This window comes from Nocardia canadensis (assembly GCF_032656385.1).
Lineage (GTDB): Bacteria > Actinomycetota > Actinomycetes > Mycobacteriales > Mycobacteriaceae > Nocardia > Nocardia canadensis.
This window is the reverse complement of the sequence record NZ_JAVCWB010000004.1, coordinates 196,777-211,836: the sequence shown is the minus strand read 5'-3', so window position 1 is coordinate 211,836 and position 15,060 is coordinate 196,777. Positions and strand designations below refer to the sequence as shown.

The window sequence follows — 15,060 nt, the reverse complement described above, 5'->3', positions numbered from 1 at the left end:
TTCTCCACCGGTGTCGCCGAGTACCCGATCGGTGCCCCGGGCAGGTCCCGTCGGCGCGGACGGCGCCGCAGCTCACCGACTACGCCGCAGCTCACCGACTACGAGGAGAGTCCGCGATGACCCGGACCAGCGATCTCGATGCCGATACCGCCGCCGACGACGTGGGCGGCGGGGACGGCGAGACCATCGCCCCGCAGCCCTATGTCCTCACCGATGCCCCCGGCCCGCTCTCGCGCGACGAACTCGTCGCCGTCGACACCTGGTGGCGGGCGTCGAACTATCTCGCGGTCGGCCAGATCTATCTGATGAACAATCCGCTGCTGCGCGAACCTCTGCGCGCGGACGACATCAAACCGCGCCTGCTCGGCCACTTCGGCACCGTGCCCGGCCTGAATCTGGTGTGGGCGCACGCGAACCGGGTGATCCGCGCGCGCGGACTGAACGCGGTGTATGTGGCCGGTCCCGGCCACGGCGGCCCCGGCCCGAACGCCTGCGCCTGGCTGGAAGGCGCCTACGCCGAGCTCTACCCCGACATCGCCCGCGACGGCCACGGCATGCGCAGGCTGCTCCACCAGTTCTCCTTCCCCGGCGGCGTGCCCAGCCACTGCGCGCCGGAGACCCCCGGCTCGTTCCACGAGGGCGGCGAACTCGGCTACAGCCTGCTGCACGCGTACGGCGCCGCGCTCGACCATCCCGAGCTGACCGTGTTCTGCGTGATCGGCGACGGCGAGGCCGAGACCGGCCCGCTGGCGGGCAGCTGGCACGCGAACAAATTCCTCAACGCGGGCCGCGACGGCGCGGTGGTGCCGATCCTGGCGCTCAACGAGTACAAGATCGCCAATCCGACCATCTTCGCCCGCATCCCCACCGACGAGCTGATCTCGCTGCTGCGCGGCTACGGCTACGAACCGCTGATCGTCTCGGGCGACGATCCCGCCCCGGTGCACCAGGCACTGGCCGCCGCGATGGACACCTGCCTGGATCGCATCGCCGGATTCCAGCGCGCGGCCCGCGAGGACAGCGACACCACCCGGCCGCGCTGGCCGATGATCGTGCTGCACACCCCGAAGGGCTGGACCTGCCCGCCGGTCGTCGACGGTAAGCAGGTCGAGGGCACCTTCCGCGCGCACCAGGTGCCCTTGCCCGCCGCCCGCACCGACCCGCGGCACCGGCACGTGCTGGAGCAGTGGCTGCGCTCGTACCGGCCCGAGGAACTGTTCGACGAGCACGGCGCCCCGGTCCCCGCCGTACTCGCCCAGATCCCCGAGCGGCCGATGAGCCTGAACCCGGTCGCCAACGGCGGACTGCTCGTGCGCGACCTGGACCTGCCGGACTGGCGCGACTACGGCGTCGCCGTCGAGCAGCCGGGCTCGGGCCCGCACGAGGCGACCCGGGTGCTGGGCGGCTGGCTGCGTGATGTCACCGTGCGCAATCCGCACAATTTCCTCACCCTCGCCCCCGACGAACTGGTCAGCAACCGGCTGCAGGACATTCTCGAGGTGACCGGGCGGGACTGGCAGGCCGAGGTGGGCCGCTGGGACGTCGACCTGTCCCCGACCGGCCGTGCCGTGGAGGTGCTCTCCGAGCACATGTGCCAGGGCCTGCTGGAGGGTTACCTGCTGACCGGCCGCCACGGGGTGTTCACCTGCTACGAGGCGTTCATCCACATCGTCGACGCCATGTTCAACCAGCACGCCAAGTGGCTCGACGCCAGTCTGGCGGTGCCGTGGCGGCGCAAGATCCCCAGCCTGAACTACTTGCTCACCTCGCACGTGTGGCGCCAGGATCACAACGGATTCACCCACCAGGACCCGGGTTTCCTCGATGTCGTGGCGAACAAGAGTCCCGAGATCGTGCGGGTGTATCTGCCGCCGGACGCGAACACGCTGCTGTCCACCTATGACCACTGCCTGCGCTCGCGGCACTACGCCAATGTCGTCGTCGCGGGCAAACAGCCGGGGCCGGACTGGCTTTCGGTGTCGGAGGCCGCGCTGCACTGTGCCCGTGGGGTCGGCATCTGGGAGTGGGCCTGCCATAACGACGAACCCGGCACCACCCCCGACGTGGTGCTCGGCTGCGCCGGCGACATCCCCACCCTGGAGATCCTCGCCGCCGCGGCGATTCTTCGCGATCGCCTCCCCGACCTGCGGATCCGGGTGGTCAACGTCGTCGACCTGATGCGGCTGCTGCCCGCCGACGAGCATCCGCACGGCCTGCCCGACGCCGAGTTCGACGCGCTGTTCACCACCGACCGGCCGGTGATCTTCGCCTTCCACGGTTACCCCTGGCTGGTTCACCGCCTCACCTACCGCCGCACCAACCACGCCGAACTGCACGTGCGCGGATACAAGGAGAAGGGCACCACCACCACGCCTTTCGACATGGTGATGCTCAACGACCTCGACCGCTTCCACCTCGTGCTCGACGTGATCGATCGGGTGCCGGGCCTGCGCGGGCGGGCCGCCGGGCTGCGCCAGGAGATGGTCGACGCCCGGCTGATCGCGCGCCGCTGGACCAGGGAGCACGGCGAGGACATCCCGGTCGTCGCGAACTGGGTCTGGCCCGAGGCCGCGGTCCCCACTGTGACGTAACGCGGTTGCGGCGCGGGGCTGGGCTGCACGACGATGGAGTCGATGACCGAGCCCCGCCGCCCCGACACCCTCCCTCGCGATCGTCGCGACCTCACCGGACCCTTCGACGTGATCGGCGATGTCCACGGTTGCCGCGGCGAGCTGGAAACGCTGCTGGGCGAACTCGGCTACACGATCGAGCGCGACGAGCGCGGCCGGGCCGTCGGCGCCGCGCATCCGCGGGCGCGCACGGTGGTCTTCGTCGGCGATCTCGTCGATCGCGGTCCCGACACTCCCGGCGTCTTGCGCCTGGCGATGGGCATGGTCGCCGCGCGCACCGCGCTGTGCGTCACCGGCAACCACGAGTACAAACTGATGCGCGCGCTCGACGGCCGCAATGTCCGCGTCGCCCACGGACTCGAACTGTCCCTGGCCCAGCTGGCCGACGAGGACGCCGAATTCCGCACCGCCGCACACACGTTCCTGCGCGAGCTGCCCAGCCACTATCTGCTCGACCGCGGCAGGCTGGTCGTCGCCCATGCCGGCCTCCCGGAGAGCCTGCACGGCAGCACCTCCGGGCGCGCCCGCTCCTTCGCGCTCTACGGCTCGCCCACCGGCGACTTCGACGAGCACGGCCTGCCCATCCGCTACGACTGGGCCCAGGACTACCGCGGCGCCGCGACCGTCCTCTACGGCCACACCCCCGTCACCACCCTGACCTGGGTCAACAACACCCTCTGCCTGGACACCGGCGCCGTCTTCGGCGGCACCCTGTCCGCCCTGCGCTACCCCGAACTGACCACGATCTCCGTTCCCGCCGAGAAGATCTGGAGCGAGCGGGCCGGCATCACCCCCGGCAGCTAGGCCTCGCCGCGGTCCTGTTTGATCTTGCGCCAGCCGCCGGCGCGGTTGTCGGCGATGATCTGTTTCAGCATCTTGCCCAGGGCGCGTTCGTTGAGGGTCTGGCCCTCGTAGACGGCGACGGTGCGGGCGGTCTTGTTGTCGTGCCCGCCGGTGATGATGTTGTCCGGGTCGGGGACGATGGCCCCGTCGTAGAGGAAGATGTTGACGTGCGTCTTGGCGGCCAGCAGGGCGCAGACATTGCCGTCGAGCACGAAGTAGGGCCGCACGCGGCGCTTCACGGTCTCGACGACCTCGGGGTCCACGGCGTGGACGAGATCGCGCACCTGGCGGCAGATCGCCTGCTGCCAGGTCGGGAGCGCGTCGATGTAGGCGTCGACGCGAGGATCGGCGACGTAACTCACCGATCGATGGTGGCACATCGGCGGGCCGGGGTCCGGGCAGCGCGCCCGGGAGGATCGTCGCCGAATCGTCAACTCGACATCCCGGGCGAGCGGGCCGCCACCCGGCGAAACCGGCTTACCATCGCAGCGGACGACCCGACTCATCGATGAGGAGAGGTTCATGCGCCGAACGTTGCTCGCCCTGTCCGTACTCTGTCCGCTGGTCGGGGCGGGGCCGGTCGCCGCCGATCCGGCGCCGCCGGGCACCGCCGGGACGCTCACCGTGCTGGCCTTCACCGGCCGCGACCCGATCCCCGTCAACCGCGCCGAGATCACGGTGACCCGCTGCGGCGAGAGTCCGGTCGTCACGACCCTGACCAGCGGCGCCGACGGCCGCGCCACCGCGGCGCTGCCCGACGGCTGCTACGAGGCGAAGGTGATCACCGTGCCCGGCGGGTGCGCGCTCGCCGACACCGCGCCGGTGCGGCTGCAGGTCGCCGCGGGCACGCAGGTGAGCACCGAATTCCGGTTCCGCTGCGCCTGAGGCGTCAGCCGCAGCTCGGGGTGAACCGGTCGAGGTCGATCGCCTCGGCCATCGCCCGATAGCCCGCGGCGTTGGGGTGCAGGTTGTCCGGGCCGGCGTAGCGGGGATCGAGGACGTCCGGGTTCGCCGGATCACGCAGCGCCGCATCGAAATCCACCACGCTGTCGGACAGTCGCTGGGTGCGGATCCACGCGTTGATCCGCTGCCGCACCGGATTCGCGTACGGCAGGGTGATCATCCCGTCGAGCAGCGCGTTGCTCGTCGGCAGGATTGTGCCCAGGTGCACGCGCAGTCCGGCGGCGTGCAGTCGCTGGATCAGGCCGGTGTATCCGGCAACGACCTCGTCGTAGCCGGCGCCGATCGGGATACCCAGATCGTTGATGCCCTCGAGCACGATGACATCACCGACCCCGGCCTTGTCGATGACGTCGGCCTGTAGCCTGGCGCCCGCGTTCGGTCCGAACTGCGGGATGAATCCGTCGCGGGTGACCCGGTTCCCCGAGATCCCCGCGTTGAGCACGCTGAACGGCTTGCCCGCGGCGTCGAGTCGGCGCTGCAGGAAATCCGGATAGCGCACGTTCTGATCGATCACGCCGCCGTCCTGCGGCGTGCCGAGGAACGTGGCCGACACATAGCCGTCGGTGATCGAGTCGCCGAAGGCCACGATGGCCGACACCTCCCCCGGCGCCCGCACGTCGAGTCCCGACACGAACGGCACGGCGGTGGTACTCAGCGGCAGCTGCGCGCCGGCCGGGTCGGCGGTGCGGTCACCGGCGAACGGGAGGCTGTAATAACTGGTGGCGTTGCCGTTGAAGTGCTCGGTCGGCAGCACCGCGAGCCCGGGCGCGTGCACGCTCACCGCCAGCGCCGCGAACGCCTCGAAGTCGAGCTGGACCGGATCGCTCACCACGTCGCTCCACGGCGGGATGCGCACGGCTCGGGCGCCGCCGAAAGTCACCTCGCGCACGGAGTCGGGCCGGACCGCCGCGCCCACGGTCCGGTGCGCCACGGTCACGTGGCCGATGTCCATCGCGATCGGCCGGGTGCGATTGGTCAGGTGCACGCGCAACTCCGAGCCGCCCCGATGCGGGGTGATCACCACGCGATAGGTCTGATCCGAGATCGACAGCTGGGGAACCAGCGACGGGTCGGCCGCGCTGAGCGAATCGGACGGCGCCGCCATCCAGCTGCCCACCCAGGTGGACTCGGCGCAGGTCATCGGTGCCGCACCGGCGATCCCGGTCGACATCGATCCGGCCAGTACCATCGCGGCCCCGAAAACCGCCCACTTCCCCACGCCGCACAGCCTCCAGCAGTCACCACCCGACCGTTATCGGGGGTAACAGTAAAAGCGCCGGTGGACCGGCGGCGGGAAATCGCGAAACTTTCTCGCGCCCACCGGCCTTCGCGTCAGTCCTTCGGTCCACCCGCGACGTAGATGACCTGGCCGGACACGAAGCCCGCGCCCTCGCTCACGAAGAACGACGCCGTGTTGGCGATGTCGGCGGGCGTGCCGACCCGGTTGACCGGGATCTGCGCCGCGGCGGCCTGCTTGAACGCCTCGAAGTCGACGCCGACCCGAGCCGCGGTCGCGGCGGTCATCTCGGTTTCGATGAAGCCGGGCGCGATCGCGTTGGCGGTGACGCCGAACTTGCCCAGCTCGAAGGCGAGGGTCTTGGTGAACCCCTGCATGCCCGCCTTGGCGGCGGAGTAGTTGGCCTGGCCGCGATTGCCGAGCGCGGAGGTGCTCGACAGGTTCACGATGCGGCCGAACTTCGCGTCCACCATGTACTTCTGCACGGCCCTGGTCATCAGGAAGGCACCGCGCAGGTGCACGTTCATGACCGTGTCCCAGTCGTCCACCGACATCTTGAACAGCAGGTTGTCACGCAGCACGCCGGCATTGTTGATCAGCACGGTCGGCGCGCCGAGCTCGGTGGCGATCCGCTCGACCGCGGCGGCGACGGCCGCTTCGTCGGCCACGTCGGCGCCGACGGCGAGCGCGCTGCCCCCGGCCGCCTCGATGGCGGCGACGGTGTCCGCGCAGGCGGCGGCGTCGAGATCGAGCACGGCGACGGCGAATCCGTCGGCGGCGAGTTTGCCGGCGACGGCGGCGCCGATGCCCCGCGCGGCACCGGTGACGATCGCGACCCTGCGTTCCGTGGACATGTGCACTCCTACCGCGCTAGCACAACCGTGAGCTGGGCGAATGGTGATGGTCGGGGTGACAGGATTTGAACCTGCGACCCTCCGCTCCCAAAGCGGATGCGCTACCAAGCTGCGCTACACCCCGAGACCTCGGGGCTGCGACGCCGTCGAGGGAATTCATGTTTGAGCGGGTGACGGGAATCGAACCCGCACCATCAGCTTGGAAGGCTGAGGTTCTACCATTGAACTACACCCGCAGGCATACGACATCGATGGGATCGCCACGATGTCGTGTGCGCCACGACTGTACCGAATCCCGCGCGAGAAATGCCAATCCGCCCCCCGGCGAGCACGGCGACGCGCCCCGCCCCGCGGTGACGACTCCGCCGGCGCCGATGCCCGATTAGGGCCTAATGACCCTATCCACGCGAACCCCCTCCCGGCCACGATGGTGGATGCGCGCCCATGGGGACCGGCGCCTGCTCCACCGGGGGAATAAATAGGAGAATTTTCCTTAAAAACCTGGCACGTGGGCGGCGAGTAGGCCACCATGAAATGGCGCGTGACGGGCTCCTTGTCGGGGGGAGTCGTGGTCACTCGGCCACCTCGTCACGACTCGCCCTTGGGCCAGGAGGAACCTCATGACATGGCAACGACCGCCACCTCGAGATGGGCTCTACGCTGCAGGTTTCGGTCTTCCCAAAGTTTTTTCGGGAAGTGTGTAACGCCGGAGCGCCTGCAGCGATGTCATAGCCGATCGCCATTCGCGAGAGACCTGCAACGCGTTCTACGACGCGACCTTTCGGTCTCGGGTGGCTTGCTAGGATCCTTTTTGCCGGACGGGGGTATCTGGAAAGGGGGCGGTGAGCGTGTGCCGAACTCGGTGGACTCAACCGCGTAGCAGTGCGAACGATCGAGGTGGCGAGCTCGTCGCCACCTACCGCCGGTGATGTCGATGACTGTCCACATCGAGCCACCGGTCGCCGCGATGGCCCGCGCCTGGGCCCGCGCGGTATGCGCCGAACCGGGATCGTCCACGGCGCCGCACCAGTTGGAGCCGGTGCTCGTCGAGATCGTCGAGCGGCTGCTGCATCTTGCGCGGACCGAACCGTTCCCGGTGCCACAGGCGCGGATGCTCGGCGCCCGGCTGGCCGAGGCGCCCTTCGAACGAACCAGGATGCTGGCGCACGCCACCCGCTGGCTGCTCGGCTTCCCTTCCGGCGTGCCCGGCTCGCTGGTGGCCACCCGCTGGCCGCTGGTCGCCAGTCAGGCCATCGACAGTTACGCGCAGGCGTTGCAGGAACGGGCGCTCGCGCAACAGGAACAGAACATCTCGGCGAAAGTGTCGCTGCGCGTACAGGAGATCGCCGCGCTGCAGCACCGCTTGCGCCACGAAGCAACCCACGACGCGCTGACCGATCTGGCCAACCGCACGTTGCTGCAGGAACGGGTGCGGGCCTTCGCGGCCGACCCGACCCGCGGCGTCGGTGTGCTGGTGGTCGACCTGGACCGGTTCAAGCAGATCAACGACGGCTACGGACACGCGATCGGCGACGAGGTCTTGGTCGAACTGGCCAACCGGTTGCGCGAGGTGTGCCCGCCCGACACGGTGATCTGCCGGTACGGCGGTGACGAGTTCGTCGTCGCCGCCAACCCGCGGCGCGACACCCTCGGCGAACTGGCGCACCGCGTGGTGGCGGCGCTGCGCGACCCGGTGTGGTCGAGCGCGGGGCCGGTACCGGTCTCGGCGAGCGTGGGCACGGCGTTCTGCGCGCCGGGAAAGACGTGCGATTTCACCGATCTGCTGCGTCGCGCCGACCGCGCGATGTATTCGGCGAAATCCGCGGGCGGGCGGCGTTTCGCGCTCGCCGAATCGGGCGACCCGGAACTGGGAACCGCGGTCGCGGGCTGAGTCGGATCGCGAAGCCTGCACTTCGCGTTCCGGCTCAACCCCTTTCGATGACAGTAGTCAGGCAGTGCGCTCGGATCCGGCTCGATGCGTCGCGTCGAGCCGGATCAGCGGCAGCGCCGCGACCGCGAGCACCGCGCCGATCAGGCTGACCGAGGTGAGACCGCCGCCGTGCGTGAGAGCGGCGGCGGCCAGCACCGGCGTGCCGCTGATCCCCAGCTGGAACGCCGACACCGTGGTGGCCCCGGCGAGCGTGGGGGCCGCGGCCGCGATGGTGAACACCCGGCGGTAGAGCGCGGGATTGAGGACGAACGCCGCGACGCCGAGCGCGAAGACCGCCGGCACCACCACCCACGCCCGGTCCATCGCCGCCGCGAGCACCACCGACAGCAGTCCGATGGCGATCGTCCCGGCCAGCAGCGCGGTATGCGGTCGCCGGTCGGCGATCCGGCCGCCGATGGACAGGCCGACGAACGCGCCGATGCCGAACAGCGCGAGGACGGCCGGGATCCACACGGCCGCGATGCCGGTGACCTCCCCCAGCAGCGCCGCCAGATAGTTGAACGTGATCATGTAGGCCGCGGTGCTCAGGATGGTGATCGCGTAGATCCCCCACAGCGCGGGCGTTCGCATCACCGCGAGCTCACGGCGCACCTGCGGCCCGGCCCCGGACTCCGTTGCGCCCGTGGGTATTCCGAGCAGGCAGCCGAGCAGTCCCGCGAGGGTCAACAGCACGACGGCGACGAATCCGCCGCGCCAGCCGAGGACCTGGCTCAGCAGCGTCCCCAGCGGACCGCCGACCACCATGGCCACACTGAGCCCGCTCACCACGACCCCGGACGCGCGCCCGACGCGGTCCGGGGTCACCAGCCGGACCGCCGTCACCGACGCGACCGCGAAGAATCCCGCGTAGGCGACGCCGGCGACCACCCGCGAGATCAGCAGCACCCGATAGTCACCGACCAGCCCGATCGCGATACTCGCGGCGAACACCGCTTGGGTCACCAATAGTGCCGACCGTCGCGGCAGGCGCAGGCCGAGCACCGCGCACGGCGGTCCACCGAAGACCACGCCGAGCGCGAACGCGGTGATGAGCAGGCCCGCGGACGCGAGCGGCACCCCCAGATCGAGGGCGACGTCGGGAAGCACCCCCGCGAGCAGGAACTCCGCGCTGCCCATCGCGAACAGGCTGAACCCCAGCAGATATACCCCCGTCGGCAGCCGGTCGCTCGTCTGCGAAGCCGGGGCCGTCGTGCCCGTTTCCTTTGTCGAATCCATCTCGGATCACCTCCGCGACGAGCATCGCGACGTTCTTGCTCTCTCAGCAAAGAACCTTGCCGTTTTCGGGACGGATGGATTCCACTGGGTGGATGGAGGATCAGCCGACCGTCGGCGCGGTGATCGAGCAGATCGGGCCGCGATTGCGCCGGGCCAGGGACAAGCGCGATGTCAGCCTGGCCGCGCTCGCCCGCGCCACCGGCGTCTCGACGAGCACGCTGTCACGGCTGGAATCGGGGCAGCGCAAGCCGAGTCTCGAACTGCTGCTGCCGATTACGACGGCGCTGGGCATCGGCCTCGACGAGATCGTCGCGGCGCCACGCGTCGTCGATCCCCGGGTGGCGCCGGAGTCCACCGACAACGGCGGCCGGACGCTGATCCCGCTGTCCCGTCATCCCGGAAAGCCACGGGCCTACAAGATGGTCATCCCCGCCCGCGACGCCGAACCGTTCCCGCGCGCCCACGACGGCCACGAGTGGCTGTACGTACTGCGTGGACGGCTGCGGGTCCGGCTCGGTGACCACGATTTCGTCATGGGCGCGGGTGAGGCGGCCGAGTTCGACTGCCGGATCCCGCACTGGTTCGGCGCGGCCGGCCGCGGCAGTGTCGAGATCCTGAGTCTGTTCGGCGCGCACGGCGAGCGCATCCACGTCAGAGCGAGTACCCCCGGCGGGCTCAGCGCGGTTGGCAGGTCGGGCACCAGAAGAGGTTTCGCCCGTCCATGACGCCGTGCGCGATCGGGGTCGCGCACACCCGGCAGGGCTCGCCCTGGCGGCGGTAGACGTAGGTGCGCGGCCGGTCCTGGGCGTAGGACGGTGCGCCCGTGTCGTGTTCGGGCCGCACGACGTGCATGCGGCCGGTGGCCACACCGACCGGCATCAGCGCGACGAGGTCGGCCCACAGCGCGTCCCATTCGGCGGCGCTCACCGAGGTGCCGGGGCGGAACGGCGAGATGCCGTGCCGGAAGAGCACTTCCGCGCGGTAGACGTTGCCGACGCCGGCGATCAGCGCCTGATCCATCAGCAGCGCGCCGATCGCCCGGCGGGAGCGGCGGATCCGCGCGCCCGCGCGTTCGTGGTCGGCGTCGGGCCGCAGCGGATCGGCGCCGAGGCGGGCGGTCAGTGCGTCGACCTCGGGCGGCAACAGCACCTCGCAGGCGGTCGGCCCGCGCAGGTCGGTGCCGAAATCGGTGGCGGCGCCGAGCATCCGCATCCGCACCTGACCGACCGGTGCCGCCATCGGCAGCTCGGCCTCGCTGAAGGTGCCGTACAACCCGAGGTGCACGTGCACCGTAAGCCCGGACGCGTAGTGGTGCAGCAGGTGCTTGCCGACCGCCTCGGCCGACTCGAGCACCTGCCCGTCCACCATCGCCGCGCCCTCGGCGAAGCGCCCCTGCGGGCTCGAAACCCGCACGGCGCCACCGGCGAACCGTTCTTGATGCAGGCGGGCGATGCGATGAAGGGTGTGCCCCTCAGGCAAGAAACACACCTTCCTCGATCTCGATCAACTCACGGTCGGGCGGGTGGCCCTCAGTACGCGGGGACCGCGGGGGCTTCGCCGGACTTCTCGTAGTCGGCGAGGATGTCGATGCGGCGCTGGTGGCGCGGCTCTTCCGACCACGCCTGGGCGAGGAACGCGTCGACGATGGCCAGCGCCTCGGCGGTGGTGTGCATGCGGCCGCCGATGCCGATCAGCTGGGCGTTGTTGTGTTCGCGGGCCAGCTTGGCGGTCTCGACGCTCCAGGCCAGGGCGCAGCGGGCGCCGGGGACCTTGTTGGCGGCGATCTGCTCGCCGTTGCCGCTGCCACCGAAGACCAGGCCGAGCGAGCCCGGATCGGCGACAGTGCGGCGGGCCGCCTCGATGCAGAAGGCGGGGTAGTCGTCGAGGGCGTCGTACTCGAGAGCACCACAGTCGACGACGTCGTGTCCGGCCTCCTGCAGATGGGCCTTGACGTGATTCTTCAGTTCGAAACCGGCATGGTCGGCACCCAGGTAAACGCGCATGGCTGCGATTGTGTCAGGCCCGCTTAGAGTCGTTTCATGCACCCGCACGAACCGCTTCAGCCGCCTTCGGCAGGTCCCCCACCGGGGCATTCCGGCCCACCCGCCGAGTCGGCACCGTCGCTCGACAAGACCACCGGCGACACCCCCGTTCCACCCCCGCACCCCGGCTCCGCGTCGTCTCCGTGGGCCCAGCCAGTCCCGCCGACCAGCGGTTTCCCGGCCCAACCGTACGCGCCCGCGCCCCAGTACCCCGGCCCGTATCCCCCGGTGCCGCAGGCCGGTTACCACCCGCCCGGCGGTCCGCCGATCCCGCCGCGGCATCAGCCGCGCGGGCTGTCTCCATACGGGATGCCGGCCCGGCATTCGTGGGAGATCCCGCTGCTGGTGGTCGTCATCATGTTCACGACGGTGGCGTATCTGCTCGTGGCGCTGATCCTGTTGGTCGAGTTCTTCGCCGAGCCGGTGCTCGACGACAAGGGACAGCCGGTCGACAGCGGTTCGATCCTGACCAGTCCGTATGTGCTGCTGCTGGTGTTCGCGCCGGTGCTGCTGTGGATGGGTCGTGGTCTCAACTACGCGACCCAGCGGATCAACGGCGTGAAGATGTCGCCGACGCAGTTCCCCGAGGGCTACCGGATGGTGCAGGAGGCGGCCGCGCGGTTCGGCATGAGCAAGGTGCCCGACGCCTATGTCGTGCTCGGCAACGGCCAGATCAACGCGTTCGCCTCCGGACACGGGTTCCGCCGGTTCGTCGTGGTCTACAGCGACCTGTTCGAAATCGGCGGCACCGCCCGCGATCCCGACGCACTGGCCTTCATCATCGGCCACGAGGTGGGCCATATCGCCGCGGGGCACGTGTCGTATTGGCGCCAGCTCGGCATGTTCGTCGCGCCGTGGCTGCCGATCCTGGGGTCCTCGCTGATCCGGGCCCAGGAGTACACCGCGGACAACCACGGATTCTGTAATCGGTATCAGGGCGCGCCCGGCGCGATGGGGACGCTGGCCGCGGGCAAGTACCTCAACGCGCAGGTCGGTTTCGACGAGATGGCCGATCGGGCCGCGATCGAGAAGGGCGGGTTCGTCTGGCTGATCAACGCCATGTCCAGCCATCCGGTCCTCACCTGGCGGATGTGGGCACTGCGCGACCGCAGCAGGCACGGTCCGATGTTCCTGCGCCCGAGCGCGCCCCATCCCGGCGCGATCCCACCGCCGGGCGGCTATCCACCGATCACCGTGCCGCGCGCGCTCCCGCCGAAGCCGGTGTGACCACGGCGGGGTGCCGGACCGAGGAGTCCGGCACCCCGTTCGTCGCTCAGTCGAAGACCGGGTCCTCGGTCCGCGTGCGCTTGAGCTCGAAGAAGTGCGGGTACGAGGCCAGCGCGACCACGCCGTCCCACACCCGGCCCGCGTCCTCGCCGCGCGGAATGCGCGAGAGCACGGGACCGAAGAACGCCACGCCGTTGACGTGGATGGTCGGGGTACCCACATCGGGGCCGACCTTGTCCATGCCCGCGTGGTGACTCGCGCGCAGCGCCTCGTCGAAGTCGGTGCTGGTCGCGGCCTCGGCGAGCTCGGCGGGGAGATCCAGCTCGGCCAGCGCGTCGGCGACGACCGCGGCCAGGCTCTCGGCGACGGAGTCGCGCTGGTACTCGTCCTTGCGCTCGTGGATGCGGGTGCCCAGCGCGGTGTAGAGCGGCAACAGGATCTCGTCGCCGGACTTCTCGGCGGCGGCGACGGCGACCCGGACCGGTCCCCAGCCCGCGGCCATCAGGTCGACGTAGCGCTCGGGCAGGTCGTCCTTGCCCTCGTTGAGCACCGACAGACTCATCACGTGGAAGCGCGCCTCGATGTCGCGCACCTTCTCCACTTCGAGGATCCAGCGGGACGTGATCCAGCACCAGGGGCACAACGGATCGAACCAGAAATCGACGACGTCCTTCGTGGCCTGATCGCTCACGATTTTCCTCTCGGGTCAGCTCGGCGGGGCGACGCGCCCACCGGTTGGTGCAACCCCGCGACGACCGGAATCGTTCCCGTGCGCCATCGCGCGCACTAGGCTCGAGGCGAGGGAGTCCGGTCGTCCGCGAGAAGGAGTCCGTTCATGAGCTCGAATCAGCATTTCGTCGTCATCGGCGGCGGACTCGGTGCAGCCAAGCTGGCCGAGGCTCTGCGCGCCAACGACTTCGACGGCCGGGTCACCGTGCTCGCCGCCGAGGAGGAGCTGCCCTACGAGCGGCCCCCACTGTCCAAACAGCATCTGGCCGGCACCCAGCAGCTGCCCGATTTCACCGTCGACCAGGGATCCTGGTACCGCGATCACCACATCGACCTGCGGCTGGGCACCACCGCGACGGCCTTCGATCCGGCCGCCCACACTGTGACGCTGCCCGACGGCTCCACGTTGACCTACGACAAGCTGGCGCTGGCCACCGGCTCACGTCCACGCATGCTGCCCATCCCCGGTGCCGCCGCGCCGAATGTGTACACGCTGCGCACGATCGGGGATTCGGAGGTGATCGCCGAGCTGCTGCGCTCGCACCGCAAACTGGTGATCATCGGCGCGGGGTGGATCGGGCTCGAGGTCGCCGCCCAGGCGCGCGCCAGGCAGGTCGACGTCACCGTGCTCGAGTCGGCCGAGTTGCCGCTGGTCGGCGTGCTCGGTCCGGAGATGGGCGCGTTCTACGCCGAGCTGCATCGCTCGCACGGGGTCGACCTGCGGACCGGTACCACCGTCGAGATGATCCTGACCGAGGACGGCGTGGCGACCGGCGTGCAGCTCGGTGACGGCACCGTGGTGCCCGCCGAGGCGGTGCTGGTCGCGGTGGGCGCGGCACCCAATATCGAGGGCGCCCTGGCGGCGGGGCTCGCGACGAACGGCGGTGTGGTGGTCGACGCGGCGCTGCGCACCAGCGACCCGGACGTGGTCGCCGTCGGCGACATCGCCGAGCAGCAGCATCCGGTGCTGAACCGGCCCGTCCGGGTGGAGCACTGGGCCACCGCGCTCAATCAGCCCGCCGTGGCGGCGCTGACCATGCTGGGCAAGCCCGCTTCCTATGACCGGCTCCCGTACTTCTTCAGCGATCAGTACGACGTCGGCATGGAGTACACCGGCTATGTCGGCCGCGATGACGACGTGCGCGTGGTGGTGCGCGGGGACCAGGCCGAACGCGAGTTCGTGACGTTCTGGCTGGACCCGCAGAACCGGGTCGTGGCGGGCATGAATGTCAACGTCTGGGACGTGACCGAGCGAATCAAGCAGCTGATCCTGGCGGGCGAGCCGGTCGATCCGGAGCGGCTGGCCGACCCCGACATTCCACTGTGATCCAGTTCACATCACAGGCCGGAGCCGACGTGTCGAACAGCG

The 15,060-nt window shown here is 70.0% G+C and carries 14 protein-coding genes and 2 tRNA genes; 7 read left to right on the top strand and 9 right to left on the bottom strand.

The features are described 5' to 3' along the window. Positions 1-116: 116 nt before the first annotated feature. Together Q7X29_RS09790 and Q7X29_RS09785 are read left to right on the top strand one after the other, a co-directional pair. Positions 117-2,591 (top strand): phosphoketolase family protein, encoded by a 2,475-nt coding sequence (locus Q7X29_RS09790; RefSeq protein ID WP_316573863.1) that lies wholly within the window; start codon positions 117-119, stop codon positions 2,589-2,591. Between the two features lie 42 nt (positions 2,592-2,633). Then, complete coding sequence (locus tag Q7X29_RS09785) at positions 2,634-3,434, top strand: metallophosphoesterase (RefSeq protein ID WP_308248664.1); 801 nt, start codon at positions 2,634-2,636, stop codon at positions 3,432-3,434. Here the strand turns inward: Q7X29_RS09785 and Q7X29_RS09780 are convergent. Continuing rightward, the gene (locus Q7X29_RS09780) at positions 3,431-3,835 is read right to left on the bottom strand and encodes a DUF1801 domain-containing protein (RefSeq protein WP_218721484.1); all 405 of its coding nucleotides are present in this window, start codon (positions 3,833-3,835) and stop codon (positions 3,431-3,433) included. The two genes, Q7X29_RS09785 and Q7X29_RS09780, sit on opposite strands and share 4 nt — an antisense overlap. Positions 3,836-3,995: 160 nt before the next feature. Here Q7X29_RS09780 and Q7X29_RS09775 point away from each other — a divergent pair, with 160 nt between their 5' ends. Next, entirely contained in the window at positions 3,996-4,358 is a 363-nt protein-coding gene (locus Q7X29_RS09775; protein ID WP_218721485.1) for a hypothetical protein, read from the top strand. Positions 4,359-4,362: 4 nt separating this feature from the next. On the opposite strand, the gene Q7X29_RS09770 is transcribed toward Q7X29_RS09775, so the two are convergent. From Q7X29_RS09770 to Q7X29_RS09755, 4 genes are all read right to left on the bottom strand, one after another. Next, a complete protein-coding gene (locus tag Q7X29_RS09770; protein WP_316573862.1) occupies positions 4,363-5,655 on the bottom strand; it encodes a GDSL-type esterase/lipase family protein in 1,293 nt (430 codons plus the stop codon). Between the two features lie 113 nt (positions 5,656-5,768). Then, positions 5,769-6,527, bottom strand: a complete 759-nt coding sequence (gene fabG / locus Q7X29_RS09765; RefSeq protein WP_218721487.1) for a 3-oxoacyl-ACP reductase FabG — start codon at positions 6,525-6,527, stop codon at positions 5,769-5,771. Between the two features lie 47 nt (positions 6,528-6,574). Then, positions 6,575-6,651 (bottom strand) — tRNA-Pro (locus tag Q7X29_RS09760). A 41-nt stretch (positions 6,652-6,692) separates the two neighbouring features. Next, positions 6,693-6,763: transfer RNA gene (locus Q7X29_RS09755), tRNA-Gly, on the bottom strand. A 698-nt stretch (positions 6,764-7,461) separates the two neighbouring features. Here Q7X29_RS09755 and Q7X29_RS09750 point away from each other — a divergent pair. Continuing rightward, positions 7,462-8,418, top strand: a complete 957-nt coding sequence (locus Q7X29_RS09750) for a GGDEF domain-containing protein (protein ID WP_110039617.1) — start codon at positions 7,462-7,464, stop codon at positions 8,416-8,418. Between the two features lie 57 nt (positions 8,419-8,475). On the opposite strand, the gene Q7X29_RS09745 is transcribed toward Q7X29_RS09750, so the two are convergent. Further along, positions 8,476-9,693: an MFS transporter gene (locus Q7X29_RS09745; protein ID WP_316573861.1), complete on the bottom strand. Its 1,218-nt coding sequence runs from the start codon at positions 9,691-9,693 to the stop codon at positions 8,476-8,478. Between the two features lie 92 nt (positions 9,694-9,785). Here Q7X29_RS09745 and Q7X29_RS09740 point away from each other — a divergent pair, with 92 nt between their 5' ends. Next, the gene (locus tag Q7X29_RS09740; RefSeq protein WP_316573860.1) at positions 9,786-10,418 is read left to right on the top strand and encodes a helix-turn-helix domain-containing protein; all 633 of its coding nucleotides are present in this window, start codon (positions 9,786-9,788) and stop codon (positions 10,416-10,418) included. Here the strand turns inward: Q7X29_RS09740 and Q7X29_RS09735 are convergent. Beyond that, the gene (locus Q7X29_RS09735) at positions 10,369-11,172 is read right to left on the bottom strand and encodes an Fpg/Nei family DNA glycosylase (RefSeq protein WP_218721490.1); all 804 of its coding nucleotides are present in this window, start codon (positions 11,170-11,172) and stop codon (positions 10,369-10,371) included. The genes Q7X29_RS09740 and Q7X29_RS09735 overlap by 50 nt on opposite strands. Before the next feature lie 50 nt (positions 11,173-11,222). Beyond that, positions 11,223-11,696 (bottom strand): ribose-5-phosphate isomerase, encoded by a 474-nt coding sequence (locus Q7X29_RS09730; protein ID WP_019045753.1) that lies wholly within the window; start codon positions 11,694-11,696, stop codon positions 11,223-11,225. A gap of 36 nt (positions 11,697-11,732) precedes the next feature. Between Q7X29_RS09730 and Q7X29_RS09725 the strand changes: the two genes are divergently transcribed. Then, complete coding sequence (locus Q7X29_RS09725) at positions 11,733-12,962, top strand: M48 family metallopeptidase (protein WP_316573859.1); 1,230 nt, start codon at positions 11,733-11,735, stop codon at positions 12,960-12,962. A gap of 46 nt (positions 12,963-13,008) precedes the next feature. On the opposite strand, the gene Q7X29_RS09720 is transcribed toward Q7X29_RS09725, so the two are convergent. Next, positions 13,009-13,653 carry a mycothiol-dependent nitroreductase Rv2466c family protein gene (locus tag Q7X29_RS09720; protein ID WP_316573858.1) on the bottom strand — a complete coding sequence of 215 codons (645 nt, stop codon included), beginning with the start codon at positions 13,651-13,653 and terminating at the stop codon, positions 13,009-13,011. A gap of 144 nt (positions 13,654-13,797) precedes the next feature. On the opposite strand from Q7X29_RS09720, the gene Q7X29_RS09715 reads away from it, so the two are divergent. After that, entirely contained in the window at positions 13,798-15,018 is a 1,221-nt protein-coding gene (locus Q7X29_RS09715; protein ID WP_316573857.1) for an NAD(P)/FAD-dependent oxidoreductase, read from the top strand. Positions 15,019-15,060: the final 42 nt, after the last annotated feature.

What these genes read in the sequence shown, in the direction of transcription:
- Q7X29_RS09790 (WP_316573863.1), top strand. Translation starts at nt 117, where the DNA reads ATGACCCGGACCAGCGATCTCGATGCCGATACCGCCGCCGACGACGTG.
- Q7X29_RS09785 (WP_308248664.1), top strand. Translation starts at nt 2,634, where the DNA reads ATGACCGAGCCCCGCCGCCCCGACACCCTCCCTCGCGATCGTCGCGAC.
- Q7X29_RS09775 (WP_218721485.1), top strand. Translation starts at nt 3,996, where the DNA reads ATGCGCCGAACGTTGCTCGCCCTGTCCGTACTCTGTCCGCTGGTCGGG.
- fabG (WP_218721487.1), bottom strand. Translation starts at nt 6,527, where the DNA reads ATGTCCACGGAACGCAGGGTCGCGATCGTCACCGGTGCCGCGCGGGGC.
- Q7X29_RS09750 (WP_110039617.1), top strand. Translation starts at nt 7,462, where the DNA reads ATGACTGTCCACATCGAGCCACCGGTCGCCGCGATGGCCCGCGCCTGG.
- Q7X29_RS09745 (WP_316573861.1), bottom strand. Translation starts at nt 9,693, where the DNA reads ATGGATTCGACAAAGGAAACGGGCACGACGGCCCCGGCTTCGCAGACG.
- Q7X29_RS09740 (WP_316573860.1), top strand. Translation starts at nt 9,786, where the DNA reads ATGGAGGATCAGCCGACCGTCGGCGCGGTGATCGAGCAGATCGGGCCG.
- Q7X29_RS09730 (WP_019045753.1), bottom strand. Translation starts at nt 11,696, where the DNA reads ATGCGCGTTTACCTGGGTGCCGACCATGCCGGTTTCGAACTGAAGAAT.
- Q7X29_RS09725 (WP_316573859.1), top strand. Translation starts at nt 11,733, where the DNA reads ATGCACCCGCACGAACCGCTTCAGCCGCCTTCGGCAGGTCCCCCACCG.
- Q7X29_RS09715 (WP_316573857.1), top strand. Translation starts at nt 13,798, where the DNA reads ATGAGCTCGAATCAGCATTTCGTCGTCATCGGCGGCGGACTCGGTGCA.